This is a genomic window from Terrabacter ginsenosidimutans (assembly GCF_039539425.1).
Classification (GTDB): domain Bacteria; phylum Actinomycetota; class Actinomycetes; order Actinomycetales; family Dermatophilaceae; genus Terrabacter; species Terrabacter ginsenosidimutans.
This window is the reverse complement of record NZ_BAABDC010000012.1, coordinates 1-15,782: the sequence shown is the minus strand read 5'-3', so window position 1 is coordinate 15,782 and position 15,782 is coordinate 1. Positions and strand designations below refer to the sequence as shown.

Genomic DNA, 15,782 nt, shown 5'->3' with positions numbered 1-15,782 from the left:
ATGGGGAGGACGTGACGCCTGCTGGTGACGGGGAGCGCCGCGCCACGGGAGAGTGGCCCATGACCATCACACACTCCTCGGTCGCCGGCACCTCGGGGGCGCCGGCGGTCGAGCTGCGTTCGCTCGTCAAGACCTTCCCGCCCCGACGCGGGTCGCACGACACGGAGGTCCGCGCCGTCGACGGCGTCGACCTGCGCATCGAGCCCGGCGAGGTCGTCGCCTTCCTCGGCCCGAACGGGGCCGGCAAGACGACGACGCTCGACATGGTGCTCGGGCTCACCGAGCCGACGAGCGGCTCGGCCGCGGTCTTCGGCCGCCGTCCCCGCGAGGCCGTCGTCGCCGGCTCCGTGTCCGCCGTCCTCCAGACGGGAGGCCTGCTGCGCGACCTCACCGTGCGCGAGACCGTCCGCATGATCGCGTCGACGTATGCCGTCAGCACCCCCGTCGACGAGGTGATCGACCGCGCCGGGCTGGGGTCGCTGGCGAACCGCCGCGTGTCCAAGTGCTCGGGGGGTGAGCAGCAGCGCCTCCGTTTCGCCCTGGCCCTGCTGCCCGACCCGCGCCTCCTCATCCTCGACGAGCCGACGGCCGGCATGGACGTGACGGCCAGGCGCGCCTTCTGGGACACGATGCACGCCGACGCGAGTGCGGGGCGCACCGTCGTCTTCGCGACGCACTACCTCGAGGAGGCCGACGCCTTCGCCGACCGGATCGTCCTCATCGCCGGTGGGCGCATCGTCGCGGACGGCACGACCGCCGAGATCCGGTCCCGGGCCAGCGGCCGCACCGTCGCGGCGACCCTGCCGGCAGGGTCGGTCGAGTCGTCGGTCGAGCGGCTGCGCGCCGTCGCAGGAGTGCGGAGCGTCGAGGAGCGCGGCACTCGTGTCGTCGTCACGGCCGCCGACTCCGACGCGGTGGCCCGGCTGCTGATGCTCGACCTCGACGGCACCGACCTCGAGATCGTCACCGCCGGCCTCGAGCAGGCCTTCATGACCCTGACCGGCGACGACCGGACCGCCGCCACCCCCGATCTCGAGAGCGAGCTCGCCCGATGAACGCCACCTTCACGCTGCTCGAGATGCGGCGGATCACCCGCGACTGGAGCGGCATGTTCTTCACCGCCGTCCTGCCGGCCTTCTTCTACCTCATCTTCGGCGCGACCGTCGACGCCAAGGACGCGAGCATCGGCAACGGCAACGTCGCGATGTACGTCATGATCAGCATGGCCGCCTACGGCGCGGTCACAGCGACGACGAGCATCGGCGGCAACGCGGCCGTCGAGCGCCAGCAGGGCTGGGGCCGTCAGCTCGGCCTGACCCCGCTGGCCGACTCCTCCTACATCGCCATGAAGGCGCTCATCGCCATGACCGTCGCGGCCGTGCCGGTCCTGCTCACCTTCACGCTCGGGGTGGCCACCGGCGCCAAGGGCTCGCCGCAGGCGTGGGCGCTCAGCGCCGCGCTCGTGCTCGTCGGGTCGTCGGTCTTCGCGCTCTACGGCCTGCTCATCGGCACCGCGTTCCGCTCCGAGGCCGCGGTCGGCGCGGCGGCGGGCACGCTCGTCATCTTCGCCTTCCTCGGCAACCTCTTCATCCCGCTGTCGGGGGCGCTCCTCTCCTTCGCGAAGCTGACCCCGCTCTACGGGTATGCCGCGCTGGCCCGCTATCCGTTGACCGAGGGCTACCTGCCCGACGGGTCGCAGGACCCGTTGTGGCTGCCTGTCGTCAACGTGCTCGCCTGGCTCGCGATCTTCGGAGTCCTCGCCGTGCTTCTCGTGCGCCGGGGCCGGGAGCGCCAGTGACCCAGGCGCCCGAGCGCAACCCGTGGGAGCGCTACGGGTGGATCGTGCGGGGCGTCTGGCTCGTCTTCCTCGTCTTCCCCGTGCTCGCCCTCGTCACGACTCCGCGCCCGGTCTGGCAGGTCGTCGTCGGGCTCGTGCTCGTCGTCGTCTTCGCCGTGGCCTACGTCAGGGGCTCCTCGCACCTCGAGCGGATGGGCCGACGTGGGGCGTCGAGCCGGCGCCGTGCCGTGGCCTACCTCGCGCTCCTGCTCGGCTGCACGGTGGGCTCGGCCCTGCTCATCGGCGCCAGCAGCCTCGGCTTCCTCCCGTTCGTCGTGGCCTTCGCGATGTTCGCGCTGCCGATCGTCCCGGCGATCGCGATCGGCGTGGCGGCCACGGTCGTGGCCGGTGCGGCAGCCGTCGTCACCGACCCGGGCGAGGGCACGTGGAGCGTCGCCATCATCGTCTTCGCCGTGGGCGTCATGACCGGTGGCGTGCGGCTCGTCGCCGATCGCGGAGAGCAGTACGAGCGGATGTCGCGCGACCTCGCCATCGTCGAGGAGCGCGAGCGCGTGGCCCGGGACGTGCACGACGTGCTGGGCCACTCGCTCACCGTCGTCACCGTCAAGGCCGAGCTGGCCGAGCGCCTGGTCGACCTCGACCCGGAACGCGCCAAGGGCGAGCTGGCCGAGATCCAGACCTTGAGCCGGCAGGCGCTCGCCGAGATCCGGGCGACCGTCGGCGGGCTGCGCGTCGCGCGTCTCGGCGACGAGCTGGCTTCCGCACGAACGGCCCTCGCCGGCGCCGGCATCGAGGCGCACGTCCCTGACGACCCGAACGTCGTCGACCCCCGCCACCGCACGGTGCTGGCCTGGGTGCTGCGTGAGGCGACGACCAACGTCGTGCGCCACAGCGACGCCGACGCCTGCTCGGTCGAGCTCGGCACGAACCGGCTCACCGTCCGCGACGACGGACGCGGCATCGACGGGCGACCCGAGGGCAACGGCATACGCGGGCTGCGTGAGAGGGTCGAGGCCGCGGGCGGTCGGCTCGCGATCGAGACCGGCCCGGAGGGCCACGGGACCGTGCTGGAGGTGACGTTGTGAGCGGGACGATCAAGGTGTTGCTCGCCGACGACCAGGCCCTCGTGCGTGGGGCGCTCGCCGCGCTGCTCGCCCTCGAACCGGACCTCGAGGTCGTCGCCGAGGTGGGTCGCGGCGACGAGGTCGTGGCCGCGGCGCGGGCGTCCGGCGCGGACGTGTGCCTGCTCGACATCGAGATGCCGGGCGCCGACGGCATCGCCGCGGCTGCCGCCGTCCGCGACGCCCTACCCGGCGTGCGCACGCTCGTCGTGACGACGTTCGGCCGGCCTGGCTACCTGCGGCGAGCCCTCGAGGCCGGCGCGTCGGGCTTCGTCGTCAAGGACACCCCGGCGCGCCAGCTCGCCGAGGCCGTCCGCCGCGTGCACGCCGGCCTCCGCGTCGTCGACCCCTCGCTCGCCACCGAGTCGCTCGTCGACGGCGCCAACCCGCTGACCGAGCGCGAGCGCGAGGTGCTCGCCGTCGCGCTGCGCGGCGGCACCGTCGCGGCCATCGCCGCCGTCGTCCACCTCTCGCAGGGCACGGTCCGCAACCACCTCAGCTCGGCCATCGGCAAGACCGGCACGTCGACCCGCGCCGAGGCTGCCCGCGTCGCCCAGGACCGCGGCTGGCTCTGACCGGCGCTCCGCCTCTCGAACGCGCGCACCCCTTCTCGAGCCCGGGTCAGGCGACCACGACGCGTGCCCACTGGTAGTGCCCACCGTCCGTGAAGTGCGTCCACGTGTCGAAGGCCACGACCTCACCGACGGCGGCCAGCAGGCCGCGCAGCTCGTCGTCGCTGCGGCTGCGGAAGTAGCGTCCGCCGTCGTCGGTCCACTCGCCGCTCGTGTCGGAGCCCCACACGCCGACCTCGATCAGCCCGCCGGTCCGCACCACCCGTCGCAGCTCGGCGAGCGCGGTCACCATCTCGTCACCCGGCAGGTGCATCAGGGTGCTCATCGTCCAAGCGGCGTCGAAGGCGTCCTTCTCGAAGGGCAGCTCGGTCGCCCGGCCGACGTGCGCGTCCAGCCCGAGACCCCGGCACAGCTCGACGGCGGCCGGGGTCAGGTCGAGGCCGGTGTACGCCACCCCCGCCCGCGCGATGACGACCCCGTCGCGCCCCGCGCCGCATCCGACTTCGACGACCGAGGTGAACCCCTCCCGGCGAACCGTGTCGAGGAAGGCGGCGAGACGCCGCTCGCGCTCTTCGCCGCGGGGCCGGGTGGCGCGCTCGGCCATCTCCCGCTCGTAGTAGTCCACCAGCCGGCCCGCGACGTCGCTCATGACGGCCAACCTAACCATCGCAGGTCATTCGGGAAGCGACGTGTCGAGTCGGGGCGACACCGATCGACGTCGTGGTGGAGGCTGGGACAGACCCGGCACACGAGGCAAGGAGAGCCCATGCGCTACCTGATGATCCACAAGATCGACGAGTCCCGCCCGGAGGCCTGGAACCCCAGCCCGGAGTTCCAGGCGGCCATGGGTGACTTCATGGCCGAGTGCGCCGAGTCCGGCGTGCTGCTCGCCGCCGAGGGCGTCACCCAGAGCAAGGACGGCGCGGTCCTGCGCAAGACGGAGGGCGGCGGTGTCACGGTCACCGACGGCCCGTTCACCGAGGCCCGCGAGGTCGTCGGTGGCTTCGCCGTCGTCAACGTCGAGAGCAAGGAGCAGGCGGTCGAGCTCGCGCAGCGGTTCATGTCCCTCTTCACGGAGGTCTCGGTCGAGGTGCGCCGCATCCACGAGTTCGAGGACGTGCCGCAGGCCTGACCGGGCCGACGTCGTGGAGGTCCGCCCCCGCCGAGGGGAGCGGACCTCCACGCCGCCGTGTGCCGTCAGGCGGCGTATGCCGTCAGGCCGGGCTGGGCGCCGCCGTGCTGCCCGTGCCCGCACCCGTTCCCGCGGCGCGCCGGGCCATGAAGGCAACGACGAGCTCGACGATGCCGATGACGACGAGCGCGATGCCGGCGATGCGGGTCAGGACCACGAGCGAGGACCCCGGGAAGATCGCGACGATGAGGCCGCCGAGGATCGACACGACGCCCATGACGATGAGGAAGACGCGTGCGCCGGTCGTGCGGTCCGAGCCGAAGCCCTGCGCGAGCGCTGCGATGCCCTCGGCGATCCAGCCGACGGCGATGAAGATCGCGATGACGAGGAGCGACGTGCCCGGTCGGAAGAGGCAGATGATGCCGGCGATGATCGAGAGCACGCCGAGCCCGATCGAGACCGGCTTGAGCCAACCCGGGTCGCTCGGCAGGTCACGGCTCACCGAGAGGCGCACGGCCCCGGCGACGATGAGCTGCAGACCGAAGGTGATCGCGACGACGAGGAGCGTCGCCTTCGGCCAGACGAGCACGAGCACGCCGAGGATGACCGAGATGATGCCCATGGCGATGAGGGCGCCGGACCAGCCGGACGAGGTGGCGGTTGCGGACCAGGTGCTCGTCGCCTCGCGCCGGGTCCGCGGCTGCTGCGACGAGGGGTCGGCCGGATCAGGTGACGCTGGGTTCGGGACGGTGCTCGACATGTCTTCCTCCGTAGGGGTGAGGTGCTGCCCGAGGTGCGACAGCACCAGTCTCACCCTCCGCCGCCGCGGATGCCCGCTTTTCGGGTGCGACCCGCCCGACGGCATACGTCCGTCCGTGGCAACCCTTCCGGAGGACCGATAGCGTCGGCGGGGTGAACATCATCTTCGTGGAGCCGTCGTTCCCGGCGAACCAGCGCCGCTTCGTGCACGCGCTCGCCTCGGTGGGCGCGAACGTCTACGGCATCGGTGAGACCGACGAGGCGCACCTCGGCGACGAGGTGCTGGGTGCACTCCGCGGCTACTACCGCGTCGGCTCGGTGACGAATGTCGACCAGATGATCGAGGCGGTGCGCTACTTCCAGGGCAAGGTGTGGATCGACGCCCTCGAGGCGACGGTCGAGGCCCACACGATGCCGGCGGCGCAGGTGCGCGAGGCGTGCGGCATCCCCGGTACCAGCGTGCGCACGACGTGGCTGTGCCGCGACAAGCCGTCGATGAAGGAGGCGCTGCGGCAGGCCGGGGTCCCCACGGCTGCAAGCGCGGCCGTCGACTCGGCCGACGAGGCACGCTCCTTCGCCGAGCGCGAGGGCTACCCCCTCATCCTCAAGCCGCGCGCGGGCGCCGGCGCGCAGGGCACGGTCCGGGTCGACAGCGACGCCGAGCTCGAGCAGGCGCTGCAGGGCTACGCCCGCGAGGGTGCGAGCTCGATCGCCATCGAGGAGTTCGTCGAGGGTCACGAGGGCTTCTACGACACGATCAGCCTCGACGGCCGAGTCGTGCACGACTGGGCGACGCACTACTACCCGAACGTGCTCGAGGCGATGCGGCACCGGTGGATCTCTCCGGAGTTCATCACGACCAACCGCATCGACGAGCCGGGCAACGCCTTCTACGCCGAGGTCCGCGACCTCGGGCGCCGTGTCATCGAGGCGCTCGGCATCGAGACGTCGGCGACGCACATGGAGTGGTTCTACGGCCCGAAGGGCTTGAAGTTCAGCGAGATCGGCGCCCGCCCGCCCGGCGTGGGCGCGTGGGACGTCTACTCCGCCGCCAACGAGGTCGACGTCTACCGGGAGTGGGCGCACGTCATCACGCACCGCGCGCCCGAGCAGCAGATGAGGCGCACGTATGCCGCGGGCATCGTCGCGCTGCGCCCTGACCGCGACGGCGCGGTGACGGGTTACACCGGCATCGACGAGATCCAGTCGCGCTACGGCGAGTGGGTCATCGACGGCTACTTCCCGCCGGTGGGTCATGGCACCCAGGCGGTCGAGGCGGGCTACATGGCCAACGCGTGGGTGCGCCTGCGCCACCCCGACTTCGACACGGCGCGCGCCATGCTCGACGACGTCGGCCGCACGATCCGCATGCACGCGGGCTGAGCGCCCGTCCATGTCCACGACGATTCTCCTTGGGCCCCAACGGTTCACGACGACGGTCGGGTCCACCGTGCGCTCCCTCGACATCAGCGGGCGCATCGCGATGGTCAACTCCGGCTGGGAGGAGCGCGAGTCCGACGACGCCGAGCTCGCCGGCCACCTGGACGGGCGCGGGGTCAACCTCAGGCTGCACCACCGGATGCTCGACGTGCTCGTCAAGGACGAGCAGATCGCCGCGGCGGCACTGGTGTTCCGCGACCGCATGGACGAGCTGCGCGCCTTCTACGGCATCCGCCTGCAGGCTGCGATCGATGCCGTGCAGGCGGTCTCGCACCGCACCTCGCTCCACGCCGTCGGACCCGTCGCCGAGGACGCCGCCATCGAGGCCGTCCGCGAGGTCGACCGGTGGTATGCCGGCCAGCTCGACGAGCTCTACCGCGCGGCCCGCGCCACCGCCGCGCCCGACGAGAGCGGCACCGTCGGCTGGCACCGCGGCGAGATCGGGGCGGTGCTCGACGAGTGCGACGCCGTCGTCATCGCCGGCGGCAACGTGCGCACGCTGCTGTGGACGCTGCGCTTCTTCGACGTGACGCTCCGGCCGGAGCAGACCGTCGTCGCCTGGTCGGCGGGGGCGATGGCACTGACCGACGAGGTCGTGCTCTTCCACGACTTCACCCCGCTCGGCGTCACGGCGGCCGAGGTGCACGACAGAGGGCTCGGTCGCCTGCCGGGCGTCATCGCGCTGCCGCACGCCAAGCGGCGCCTGCGGCTCGACGACCATGCGCGGATGTCGGTCCTGGCGAGGCGCTTCGCGGAGCACCAGCTGCTGCTCCTCGACGACGGCGCCGTCGTGCGCTTCCCCGACGGCGTCACCGACCTCCCGGCCGGGGCTCGAGTCCTCGACCGGACGGGACACGTGACCGTGGTGGGGGTCGCATGAGCGCCATGGAGCGTCTCGCCGTCAACCTGCTGCGCGAGCGCATGCCCCTCGACGGCCCGACCATCGACCGCTTCGTCGAGCGATACGGCTGCCCGATCATCGAGGGCGAGCGCGCGACCTTCCTCTACCGCGGCGATGTCGACGAGGTGTGGGTCCGGCACCGCGTCGTGGGGCTGCCGGACCCCTTGCCGCTCAAGCGGATCGGCGAGTCCGACCTGTGGTCGGTCACGACCGTGCTTCCCGAGGGGTCGCGGGTGGAGTACCAGATCGAGATCCGCAAGGGCGAGCACTACGAGCGTTTCAACGACCCGCTCAACCCGCGGCTGGCGCACAGCCCGATGGGGTCGTCGTCGGTGTGCGCGGCGATCGGCTACCGCGTGCCCGAGTGGGTCGCCTTCGACCCGGAGGCACGCCCGGGCACCCTCGTCGAGGAGCAGGTCCGCAGCAAGGCCCTGCGCCGCGACCAGCCGGTCCAGATCTACCTGCCGGCCCGCTTCAACCGGGCGCAGCGCTACCCGCTGCTCGTCGTCCACGACGGCACCGACTACCTCGAGTTCGCGGCGATGAAGACCGTCCTCGACAACCTCATCCACCGCCTCGACATCGACCCGCTCGTCGCGGTCTTCGTGCCGCCGCGCGACCGGCTCAGGGAGTATCCCAACCACGCCCCGCACGCCCGGTTCGTCGCACGCGAGCTCGTTCCGCTCCTCACCGAGCGGCTGCCCCTCATCGACGCCCCCGAGGCGCGCTGCCTCATGGGCAGCTCGTTCGGCGGCATCGCGTCGCTCTCGACGGCCGTGCGCTATCCGGGGTTCTTCGGCTCCCTGATGCTGCAGTCCGCGTCGCTGGTCTTCACCGACATCGGTTTCGATCACGGCGGTGGTCCGGCGTTCGACCCGGTCGTGAAGTTCGTCAACCGCTTTCGCGAGAAGCCGTCCGCCGTCGTCGACCGGATCTTCATGTCCTGCGGCGTCTACGAACCGCTCATCACCCCGAACCGGTCGATGGTGCCGGTCTTCCGTCACACCGGCATGACGGTGCGCTACACCGAGTCGCGCGACGGCCACAACTGGGAGAACTGGCGCGACCGGCTCGGCGACGGCCTGTCCTGGCTCTTCCCTGGACCCCAGAAGTTCGTCTACGAGTGAAGCAACTGAGAGGGCAGGCAGCTCATGAAGGTGACCGACCGGTGGTACTCCGACCGTCTGGGCCAGGACATCAGCGTCGCGAGGTGGGGCAGCTACGGCGCCCCCGTGCTGCTCTTCCCGACCGCAGGCGGTGATGCCGAGGAGGTCGAGCGGCACCACATGATCGCCCACCTCGAGCCCCTCATCGCCTCGGGTCGCGCCAAGGTCTACTCCGTCGACAGCGTCGCCGGCCGGGCCCTGGCCCAGCACCGCGGTTCGGTCGAGGACCGTCTGGCCCTGTTCAACGCCTTCCACCAGACGATCGCCCGCGAGGTGATCCCCGCGATCCACTCGGACCTCGGGGGCCACCACGTCCCGGTCACCGTCGCGGGCTCGTCCATCGGCGCCTTCAACGCCCTCGCGATCACGTGCCGCTATCCCGAGCTCGTGCACTCCGCGGTCTGCATGAGCGGGACGTATGCCATCGAGCGGTTCCTCGACGGCCACGTCAACGACGACCTCTACTTCAGCTCGCCGCTGCGCTTCCTGCCCGGGCTCGAGGGGCCGGCCCTGGACGTGCTGCGCACCCGGATGGTCGTGCTCGCCTCGGGCAGCGGCCGGTGGGAGGACGTCGGGGAGTCGCGTGCCGTCGCCCACGTGCTGGGCAGCAAGGGCATCCCCAACCGGGTCGACGACTGGGGCCCGTCCTACGACCACGACTGGCCCACCTGGTGGGAGATGCTGCCGCTCTACCTCGACGACCTGCTGCCGTGACGGGACGCCCCTTCCTGCTCCTCACCACGCGGGTCGACGACACGCTCGCCGTCCAGGAGCGCGCCGCCTTCCTGCGGCTGACCGGCCTGCGCGAGGACGCCGTGGTGCAGCACCGCCTCGAGCAGGGGCCCGTCCTGCCCCTCGACGTGACGGCATACTCCGGCGTCGTGCTGGGCGGCAGCCCGTTCACGGTGAGCGAGCCCGACTCCGCGAAGTCGCCGACCGAGCGGCGCGTCGAGGACGAGCTGACCGTGCTCGTGCGCGAGCTCGTCGAGCGGCAGGTGCCCTACCTCGGGCTCTGCTACGGCGTCGGCGCGACGAGCCTCGCGCTCGGCGGCGTCGTCGACCGCACGTACGGCGAGCCCGTCGGCACGACCACGGTGCGGGTGACGGACGCCGGCCGCGAGGACCGCATCTTCGGCGCCCTGCCCGACACGTTCGCGGCCTTCGTCGGCCACAAGGAGGCCGCCACCGAGACCCCTCCCGGCGCCGTGGTCGTCGCGACGAGCGATGCGTGCCCGGTGCAGGCCTACCGCGTCGGGCCGTGCGCATGGGTCACCCAGTTCCATCCCGAGCTCGAGGTCGAGACCTTCGTCGAGCGCATCCGCGCCTACGCCCACCTCGGCTACTTCCGCCCGGACGAGCAGGACGCGATCATCGAGGTCGTCGAGGCCGCCGACGTGTCGGCAGCGCACGACGTGCTGCGCCGGTTCGTCACCGAGTTCGGCTGAGCGGCACGTCCCACCCCACCCCCTCGAGTGCCCACGTCCCGACGGAACCTCGACGTCGGGAACTGTGCACACGACGTCGCCACCCGCGGGCGGCCGCGGCGTCGTAGCGTACGTCGCATGGAGACGAAGACCGCCGCCACCAGGACCGCACCGGCCGCCTCGCGTGAGTCCCACCCCGCCGACGTCCACGACACGATCCGCGTCCAGGGCGCGCGGGAGAACAACCTCAAGGACATCAGCCTCGAGCTGCCCAAGCGCCGCCTCACGGCCTTCACCGGCGTCTCCGGCTCCGGCAAGAGCTCGCTCGTCTTCGCGACGATCGCGGCCGAGTCGCAGCGGATGATCAACGAGACCTACAGCGCGTTCGTCCAGGGCTTCATGCCGTCGCTGGCACGCCCGGACGTCGACCTCCTCGAGGGCCTGACGACGGCGATCATCGTCGACCAGGAGCGGATGGGCGCCAACCCGCGCTCGACGGTCGGCACCGCGACCGACGCCAACGCCATGCTCCGGATCCTCTTCAGCCGCATCGGCACGCCGCACATCGGCCCGCCCACCGCCTTCGCCTTCAACGTGCCCACGCGGGTCGCGAGCGGCGTCATGAAGACCGACCGCGGCAACCGGCAGGAGACCTCGATCGTCCGCGAGGCCGTCTACCAGGGCGGGATGTGCGCACGGTGCGAGGGGATGGGGGCGATCAACGACTTCGACCTCACCGCGATCTACGACGAGACGAAGTCGCTCGCGGAGGGAGCGCTGCTCGTCCCCGGCTACAGCATGGACGGGTGGTACGGCCGCATCTTCAGCGGCGCCGGCCTGCCCATGGACAAGCCCATCGGGAAGTTCACCGACAAGCAGCGCCAGAAGCTGCTCTACGGCCAGCCCGAGAAGATCAAGGTCGAGGGCGTCAACCTCACCTACGAGGGCGTCCTCACCAAGGTGCAGAAGTCGATGCTGTCCAAGGACCTCGACGCGATGCAGCCCCACGTGCGGCGTTTCGTCGAGCGCGCCGTCACGTTCACGACCTGCCCGGACTGCAACGGCACCCGCCTGTCCAAGGAGGCGCTGTCCTCCAAGATCAGGGGCAAGAACATCGCCGACCTGTGCGCGATGCAGATCAGCGACCTCGCCGAGTGGCTGCGCGAGCTCGACGAGCCGTCGGTGGCGCCGCTGCTGCGCGGGCTGCAGCACCTGCTCGACTCGTTCGCCGAGATCGGCCTGGGCTACCTCTCGCTCGACCGGCCGGCCGGCACCCTGTCCGGCGGAGAGGCTCAGCGCACGAAGATGATCCGGCACCTCGGCTCGTCCCTCACCGATGTCACCTATGTCTTCGACGAGCCGACGATCGGGCTGCACCCGCACGACATCGCCCGGATGAACTCGCTCCTGCTCCAGCTGCGCGACAAGGGCAACACGGTCCTCGTCGTCGAGCACAAGCCCGAGACCATCGCCATCGCCGACCACGTCGTCGACCTCGGACCGGGTGCCGGCACCGGCGGCGGCGAGGTCGTCTTCGAGGGCACCGTCGAGCAGCTGCGTCGCAGCGACACGGTCACGGGTCACCACCTCGACGACCGGGTCAGCCTCAAGGACGCGCTGCGCGAGGCGTCCGGCGCGATGGAGATCCGTGGCGCGTCGACGCACAACCTGCGCGACGTCGACGTCGACATCCCGCTCGGGGTGCTGTGCGTCGTCACCGGCGTCGCGGGCTCCGGCAAGAGCTCGCTCGTCCACGGGTCGCTGGCCAAGCGCGACGGGGTCGTCGTCGTCGACCAGGGCGCCATCCGGGGTTCCCGCCGCAGCAACCCGGCCACCTACACCGGCCTGCTCGAGCCGATCCGAAAGGCGTTCGCGAAGGCGAACGGCGTGAAGCCGGCGCTCTTCAGCTCCAACTCCGAGGGCGCGTGCCCCGCCTGCAACGGCGCCGGCGTCATCTACACCGAGCTCGGTGTCATGGCCACGGTCGAGTCGACGTGCGAGGAGTGCGAGGGGCGCCGCTTCCAGGCCGCGGTGCTCGACTACGAGCTGGGCGGACGCAACATCGCCGAGGTGCTCGCGATGCCGGTGACCGAGGCGCTGGACTTCTTCGCAGAGGGCGAGGCGAAGACCCCGGCCGCCCACACGATCCTGACCCGGCTCGCCGACGTGGGCCTCGGTTACCTGACGCTCGGCCAGCCCCTGACCACGCTGTCCGGCGGCGAGCGCCAGCGCCTCAAGCTCGCCGCGCAGATGGCCGAGAAGGGTGACGTCTACGTCCTCGACGAACCGACGACAGGCCTCCACCTCGCCGACGTCGACAACCTGCTGGGACTGCTCGACCGCCTCGTCGAGTCGGGCAAGTCGGTCGTCGTCATCGAGCACCACCAGGCGGTCATGGCGCACGGCGACTGGATCATCGACCTCGGTCCGGGCGCCGGCCACGACGGCGGCAACGTGGTCTTCGAGGGGACACCCGCGAAGCTCGTCGCGGACCGCTCGACCCTGACCGGCGAGCACCTGGCCACCTACGTCGGAGCGTGAGGCGTATCAGCGCGGTCGACGGCGCCCTCTGAGGGGAAGGGTCCGTGGGGTCGGGCCCCTCCCCGGAAGGACGCCTCATGAGCGTGACCGACGTGTTCCCCCTCATCAAGGCGCCCGAGGCCTGGCCGGTCCCGGTCGTCGCGACGATCGCCATGGTCTGCCTCGCCGGGCTCGACCTGCTCGGCGCGGTCTTCGCCAAGGAGTGGGCCGAGAACGGCAGCATCCGCGCGCTGGTCCTCGGCGCGGGCGCCTTCCTCGTCCTCTTCTGGGTGTATGCGTCGTCGCTGAGGTACGCCGAGCTCGCCCTCGTCACGATGGGCTGGGTCGTCATGCTGCAGGTGGGACTCGTCCTCGTCGACCGTTGGCGCTACGGCGTGGAGCTGCCCACCGGGAAGTGGGTGGCCATCGGTGTCGTCCTCGTCGCCCAGGCCTATCTCGTGCTCGCGCCGACGGCCGAGCAGGCGGGCACGGCGGCGGGCGCCGGCGGCTAGACTCCGGACCACGGACAGGGGTGCTCCGGGTTGCCGGCGGTGCCACCTGCCGTCTCCTCGTTCCTGCCGCCGCCCCGAGCCCGGCCTGGGTCCAGTCCCGGCCGGGCGCCCCCGAAGGAAGTCCATGCGCCGACGTCTCGTCCGCCCCACGGTGGTGGCGACGGTCGGCGTGCTCGCGCTGGCCACCGCTGCCTGCACCAGCGCCCCGACGAGCACGGCGACGCCCGTTCCCACCGGCGGTACGACACCGGGCGCAGCCACGACGACGCCGGCCCCCACCACGGCATCGGCCCCGCTCGTCCTGGGTGCCGTCTTCGACCACTCGACGCTCGACCCGACGCGGCAGTTCGACCGCAGCGGCTCGATGCTGACGCACGCCCTCTACGAGACGCTGACGACCCTCGACCCCGTCGACCCGACGAAGGTCGTGCCCGGCATCGCCGAGTACACGCTCTCGCCCGAGGGCCGCTGGCTCACGCTGCGGCTGCGCAAGGGCCTCGTCTTCTCCGACGGGTCGCCCGTGACGACGGACGACGTCATCTTCACCCTCGAGCGCGCCAAGGGGCTCTCCGGTCCGGCCTCGTCGATCATCGGCACGGTCTCGATCACCAAGGTCGACGACCGCACCTTCACACTCAGCTCGACCGGCTCGAACTTCGCGCTCCCGGCGATCCTCGCCAACCCGGCCTTCGGCATCCTCAACGCGACGGCGGTCAAGGCGCACGGGGGGACCATCGGCCCCGGCGACACCGCAAGCGGCTATCTGTCGCAGCACTCGGCGGGTTCGGGCCCCTACGTCATCGAGAGCGTGCGAGGCTCGTCGGAGGTGCGGCTCAAGGCCAACCCGCTGTGGACGGGCACCAAACCCGCCTTCCCCGAGCTCGTCGTGCGCAACCTCGACGCGAAGCGGCAGCTCTCCGAGCTGCAGTCCGGCGGTGTCGACGTCGCCCTCGACCTCTCCCCGAGTCAGGCCGAGAAGGTCGACGCCGGGTCGAAGGTCCCGCCGGCCACGGTCACGACGATGCGCTCGAGCACGCTCGTCTACCTCGCCCTCGCGCGCAACAAGGCCCTCAACCAGTGGACCGCCGACCCCGACTTCGTCGAGGCGGTGCGCCGGGGTCTCGACAGAGAGGCCCTGGCTCGCGCCGCACCCGGATCGACCCCTGCTGCAGGTCTCATCCCCGCCGGGATCGTGGGCGCGCTCGAGGACCTCGCGCCGTCGCCCACGCCGACGGCGACCGACTCCACCGGGGGTGTCGGCACCGGGACGCCGAGCCCCTCGTCCGCCACCTCGTCGTCCTCCTCCCCCGGCGTCTCGTCCCCGTCGTCCACGGGAGCTCCGGCGACACCGAGCCCGGCCGTCACGACGGGGGCCAACGGCATGCCCACCCCCGTCGTGACCTTGCCGCTCGTGCCCGCCCGCGACGTCGGGGCCGCCAAGGCCGCGCTGCGGCGCTCGGGCTACCGCGGCCAGCCGATCCCGCTGTCGTATGCCGCGGACCTGCCGATCCAGGGCATCCCGACGAGCGCGCTCGCCGTGGCCGTGCGCTCGCAGCTCGCCGAGGTGGGCATCAAGGTGCAGCTCAACCCGGCGCCGGCCGCGGAGGCGCTCGCGGCCTACCGGTCCGGGCGCAGCGCCTTCAGCCTGTGGGGATGGAGCCCGGACTTCCCGGACCCGGAGAACTACCTCGCCTTCGCACCCGGGGAGCTCGTCGGCTCGCGCGCCGGTTGGGCACGCGGCACCGACCAGGTCGTCGACGACCTCACCGAGGCCGCGCGGGAGTCCGTGGGGGACAACAGGGCGGGGGCGTATGCCGCGTGGCAGCTCGCGATGAACGAGCGGAGCCCGTTCGTCCCCCTCGTCCAGCCCTCCACGCGCTTTGCGACTGGCGACCGGGTCAAGACGGTGCCGGGCAACCCGGTGTGGACGCTCGATCTCGCCCGCATCCGCTGAGCCCGCTGAGGCCACGGGCGACCTTCTCGGGCAGCGCTGGAGGCGGTCCCAAGGACGGCCTCGGCCGGATTATGCGATCCGGGAGGCCCCATGTAATGTTCTCTTCGTCAGCCCGACAGGGAGGAACGGACGCCACCGCGGAGCGAGTGATCGCGAGCGAAGTTGGCCGGTCCCGGGGTTGGCGAGATGGTCCGAGGCACTCGAGTTGATCGGGTAGCCTTGGAGGGCAAGAACCGCTGAACCAAGCGGGTCGAGCTGCGCGGTCTGAAGATCGTTTCGCGGCTTTTGACTCCCAAGCTTGAGGCGGGATAACTTTGAAGGAATGCCCCTGAGGCTGGCTCACAGAGCCGGGTGAAGGTGTGTGTCCGATTCTTGAGAACTCAACAGCGTGTCAAAAATCGATGCCAATTACCTCGTCTCGAGGCGTGGCTCGGTCCATCGTTCTGGTGGTCGGGTTGTGTTTTGGGCGAATTATCCTTTGGT

The 15,782-nt window shown here is 71.4% G+C and carries 15 protein-coding genes; 13 read left to right on the top strand and 2 right to left on the bottom strand.

What is annotated here, in order from left to right; genetic code table 11:
* Nucleotides 1–59: 59 nt before the first annotated feature.
* The 4 genes from ABD831_RS20680 to ABD831_RS20665 are packed head-to-tail and all read left to right on the top strand — an operon-like array spanning nucleotide 60 to nucleotide 3,494.
* On the top strand, nucleotides 60–1,055 hold the full coding sequence (locus ABD831_RS20680) for an ABC transporter ATP-binding protein (RefSeq protein WP_344951420.1): 996 nt from the start codon (nucleotides 60–62) through the stop codon (nucleotides 1,053–1,055).
* Nucleotides 1,052–1,798, top strand: a complete 747-nt coding sequence (locus ABD831_RS20675) for an ABC transporter permease (protein WP_344951418.1) — start codon at nucleotides 1,052–1,054, stop codon at nucleotides 1,796–1,798. The genes ABD831_RS20680 and ABD831_RS20675 overlap by 4 nt, the downstream gene beginning before the upstream one ends.
* Nucleotides 1,795–2,883 (top strand): sensor histidine kinase, encoded by a 1,089-nt coding sequence (locus tag ABD831_RS20670; RefSeq protein WP_344951415.1) that lies wholly within the window; start codon nucleotides 1,795–1,797, stop codon nucleotides 2,881–2,883. The genes ABD831_RS20675 and ABD831_RS20670 overlap by 4 nt, the downstream gene beginning before the upstream one ends.
* On the top strand, nucleotides 2,880–3,494 hold the full coding sequence (locus tag ABD831_RS20665; RefSeq protein ID WP_344951412.1) for a response regulator transcription factor: 615 nt from the start codon (nucleotides 2,880–2,882) through the stop codon (nucleotides 3,492–3,494). The genes ABD831_RS20670 and ABD831_RS20665 overlap by 4 nt, the downstream gene beginning before the upstream one ends.
* Before the next feature lie 46 nt (nucleotides 3,495–3,540).
* Here the strand turns inward: ABD831_RS20665 and ABD831_RS20660 are convergent, their stop codons facing one another.
* Nucleotides 3,541–4,140 carry a class I SAM-dependent methyltransferase gene (locus tag ABD831_RS20660; protein ID WP_344951409.1) on the bottom strand — a complete coding sequence of 200 codons (600 nt, stop codon included), beginning with the start codon at nucleotides 4,138–4,140 and terminating at the stop codon, nucleotides 3,541–3,543.
* Nucleotides 4,141–4,257: 117 nt separating this feature from the next.
* Between ABD831_RS20660 and ABD831_RS20655 the strand changes: the two genes are divergently transcribed.
* The gene (locus ABD831_RS20655) at nucleotides 4,258–4,623 is read left to right on the top strand and encodes a YciI family protein (protein ID WP_344951406.1); all 366 of its coding nucleotides are present in this window, start codon (nucleotides 4,258–4,260) and stop codon (nucleotides 4,621–4,623) included.
* 82 nt (nucleotides 4,624–4,705) lie between these two features.
* Here ABD831_RS20655 and ABD831_RS20650 read toward each other — a convergent pair whose 3' ends face one another.
* A complete protein-coding gene (locus tag ABD831_RS20650; protein WP_344951403.1) occupies nucleotides 4,706–5,383 on the bottom strand; it encodes an HdeD family acid-resistance protein in 678 nt (225 codons plus the stop codon).
* 152 nt (nucleotides 5,384–5,535) lie between these two features.
* Here ABD831_RS20650 and ABD831_RS20645 point away from each other — a divergent pair, with 152 nt between their 5' ends.
* From ABD831_RS20645 to ABD831_RS20610, 8 genes are all read left to right on the top strand, one after another.
* Nucleotides 5,536–6,765 carry an ATP-grasp domain-containing protein gene (locus ABD831_RS20645; RefSeq protein ID WP_344951400.1) on the top strand — a complete coding sequence of 410 codons (1,230 nt, stop codon included), beginning with the start codon at nucleotides 5,536–5,538 and terminating at the stop codon, nucleotides 6,763–6,765.
* Between the two features lie 10 nt (nucleotides 6,766–6,775).
* Entirely contained in the window at nucleotides 6,776–7,702 is a 927-nt protein-coding gene (locus ABD831_RS20640) for a type 1 glutamine amidotransferase family protein (RefSeq protein ID WP_344951397.1), read from the top strand.
* A complete protein-coding gene (locus ABD831_RS20635; RefSeq protein ID WP_344951394.1) occupies nucleotides 7,699–8,850 on the top strand; it encodes an alpha/beta hydrolase-fold protein in 1,152 nt (383 codons plus the stop codon). The genes ABD831_RS20640 and ABD831_RS20635 overlap by 4 nt, the downstream gene beginning before the upstream one ends.
* Before the next feature lie 24 nt (nucleotides 8,851–8,874).
* Nucleotides 8,875–9,603 carry an esterase family protein gene (locus tag ABD831_RS20630; RefSeq protein WP_344951391.1) on the top strand — a complete coding sequence of 243 codons (729 nt, stop codon included), beginning with the start codon at nucleotides 8,875–8,877 and terminating at the stop codon, nucleotides 9,601–9,603.
* Nucleotides 9,600–10,334, top strand: coding sequence for a glutamine amidotransferase (locus ABD831_RS20625; protein ID WP_344951388.1), 735 nt, complete (start codon nucleotides 9,600–9,602; stop codon nucleotides 10,332–10,334). Before ABD831_RS20630 ends, ABD831_RS20625 begins: the two co-directional genes overlap by 4 nt.
* A gap of 117 nt (nucleotides 10,335–10,451) precedes the next feature.
* Complete coding sequence (locus tag ABD831_RS20620; RefSeq protein ID WP_344951385.1) at nucleotides 10,452–12,854, top strand: ATP-binding cassette domain-containing protein; 2,403 nt, start codon at nucleotides 10,452–10,454, stop codon at nucleotides 12,852–12,854.
* A 77-nt stretch (nucleotides 12,855–12,931) separates the two neighbouring features.
* Nucleotides 12,932–13,345, top strand: a complete 414-nt coding sequence (locus tag ABD831_RS20615) for a hypothetical protein (RefSeq protein WP_142175055.1) — start codon at nucleotides 12,932–12,934, stop codon at nucleotides 13,343–13,345.
* Between the two features lie 124 nt (nucleotides 13,346–13,469).
* On the top strand, nucleotides 13,470–15,299 hold the full coding sequence (locus ABD831_RS20610) for an ABC transporter substrate-binding protein (RefSeq protein ID WP_344951377.1): 1,830 nt from the start codon (nucleotides 13,470–13,472) through the stop codon (nucleotides 15,297–15,299).
* Nucleotides 15,300–15,782 lie beyond the last annotated feature (483 nt).

Bases quoted from the DNA above. Each gene is read 5' to 3' on its own strand.
- ABD831_RS20680 (WP_344951420.1), top strand. From the start codon at position 60: ATGACCATCACACACTCCTCGGTCGCCGGCACCTCGGGGGCGCCGGCG.
- ABD831_RS20675 (WP_344951418.1), top strand. From the start codon at position 1,052: ATGAACGCCACCTTCACGCTGCTCGAGATGCGGCGGATCACCCGCGAC.
- ABD831_RS20660 (WP_344951409.1), bottom strand. From the start codon at position 4,140: ATGAGCGACGTCGCGGGCCGGCTGGTGGACTACTACGAGCGGGAGATG.
- ABD831_RS20655 (WP_344951406.1), top strand. From the start codon at position 4,258: ATGCGCTACCTGATGATCCACAAGATCGACGAGTCCCGCCCGGAGGCC.
- ABD831_RS20650 (WP_344951403.1), bottom strand. From the start codon at position 5,383: ATGTCGAGCACCGTCCCGAACCCAGCGTCACCTGATCCGGCCGACCCC.
- ABD831_RS20640 (WP_344951397.1), top strand. From the start codon at position 6,776: ATGTCCACGACGATTCTCCTTGGGCCCCAACGGTTCACGACGACGGTC.
- ABD831_RS20635 (WP_344951394.1), top strand. From the start codon at position 7,699: ATGAGCGCCATGGAGCGTCTCGCCGTCAACCTGCTGCGCGAGCGCATG.
- ABD831_RS20630 (WP_344951391.1), top strand. From the start codon at position 8,875: ATGAAGGTGACCGACCGGTGGTACTCCGACCGTCTGGGCCAGGACATC.
- ABD831_RS20620 (WP_344951385.1), top strand. From the start codon at position 10,452: ATGGAGACGAAGACCGCCGCCACCAGGACCGCACCGGCCGCCTCGCGT.
- ABD831_RS20615 (WP_142175055.1), top strand. From the start codon at position 12,932: ATGAGCGTGACCGACGTGTTCCCCCTCATCAAGGCGCCCGAGGCCTGG.
- ABD831_RS20610 (WP_344951377.1), top strand. From the start codon at position 13,470: ATGCGCCGACGTCTCGTCCGCCCCACGGTGGTGGCGACGGTCGGCGTG.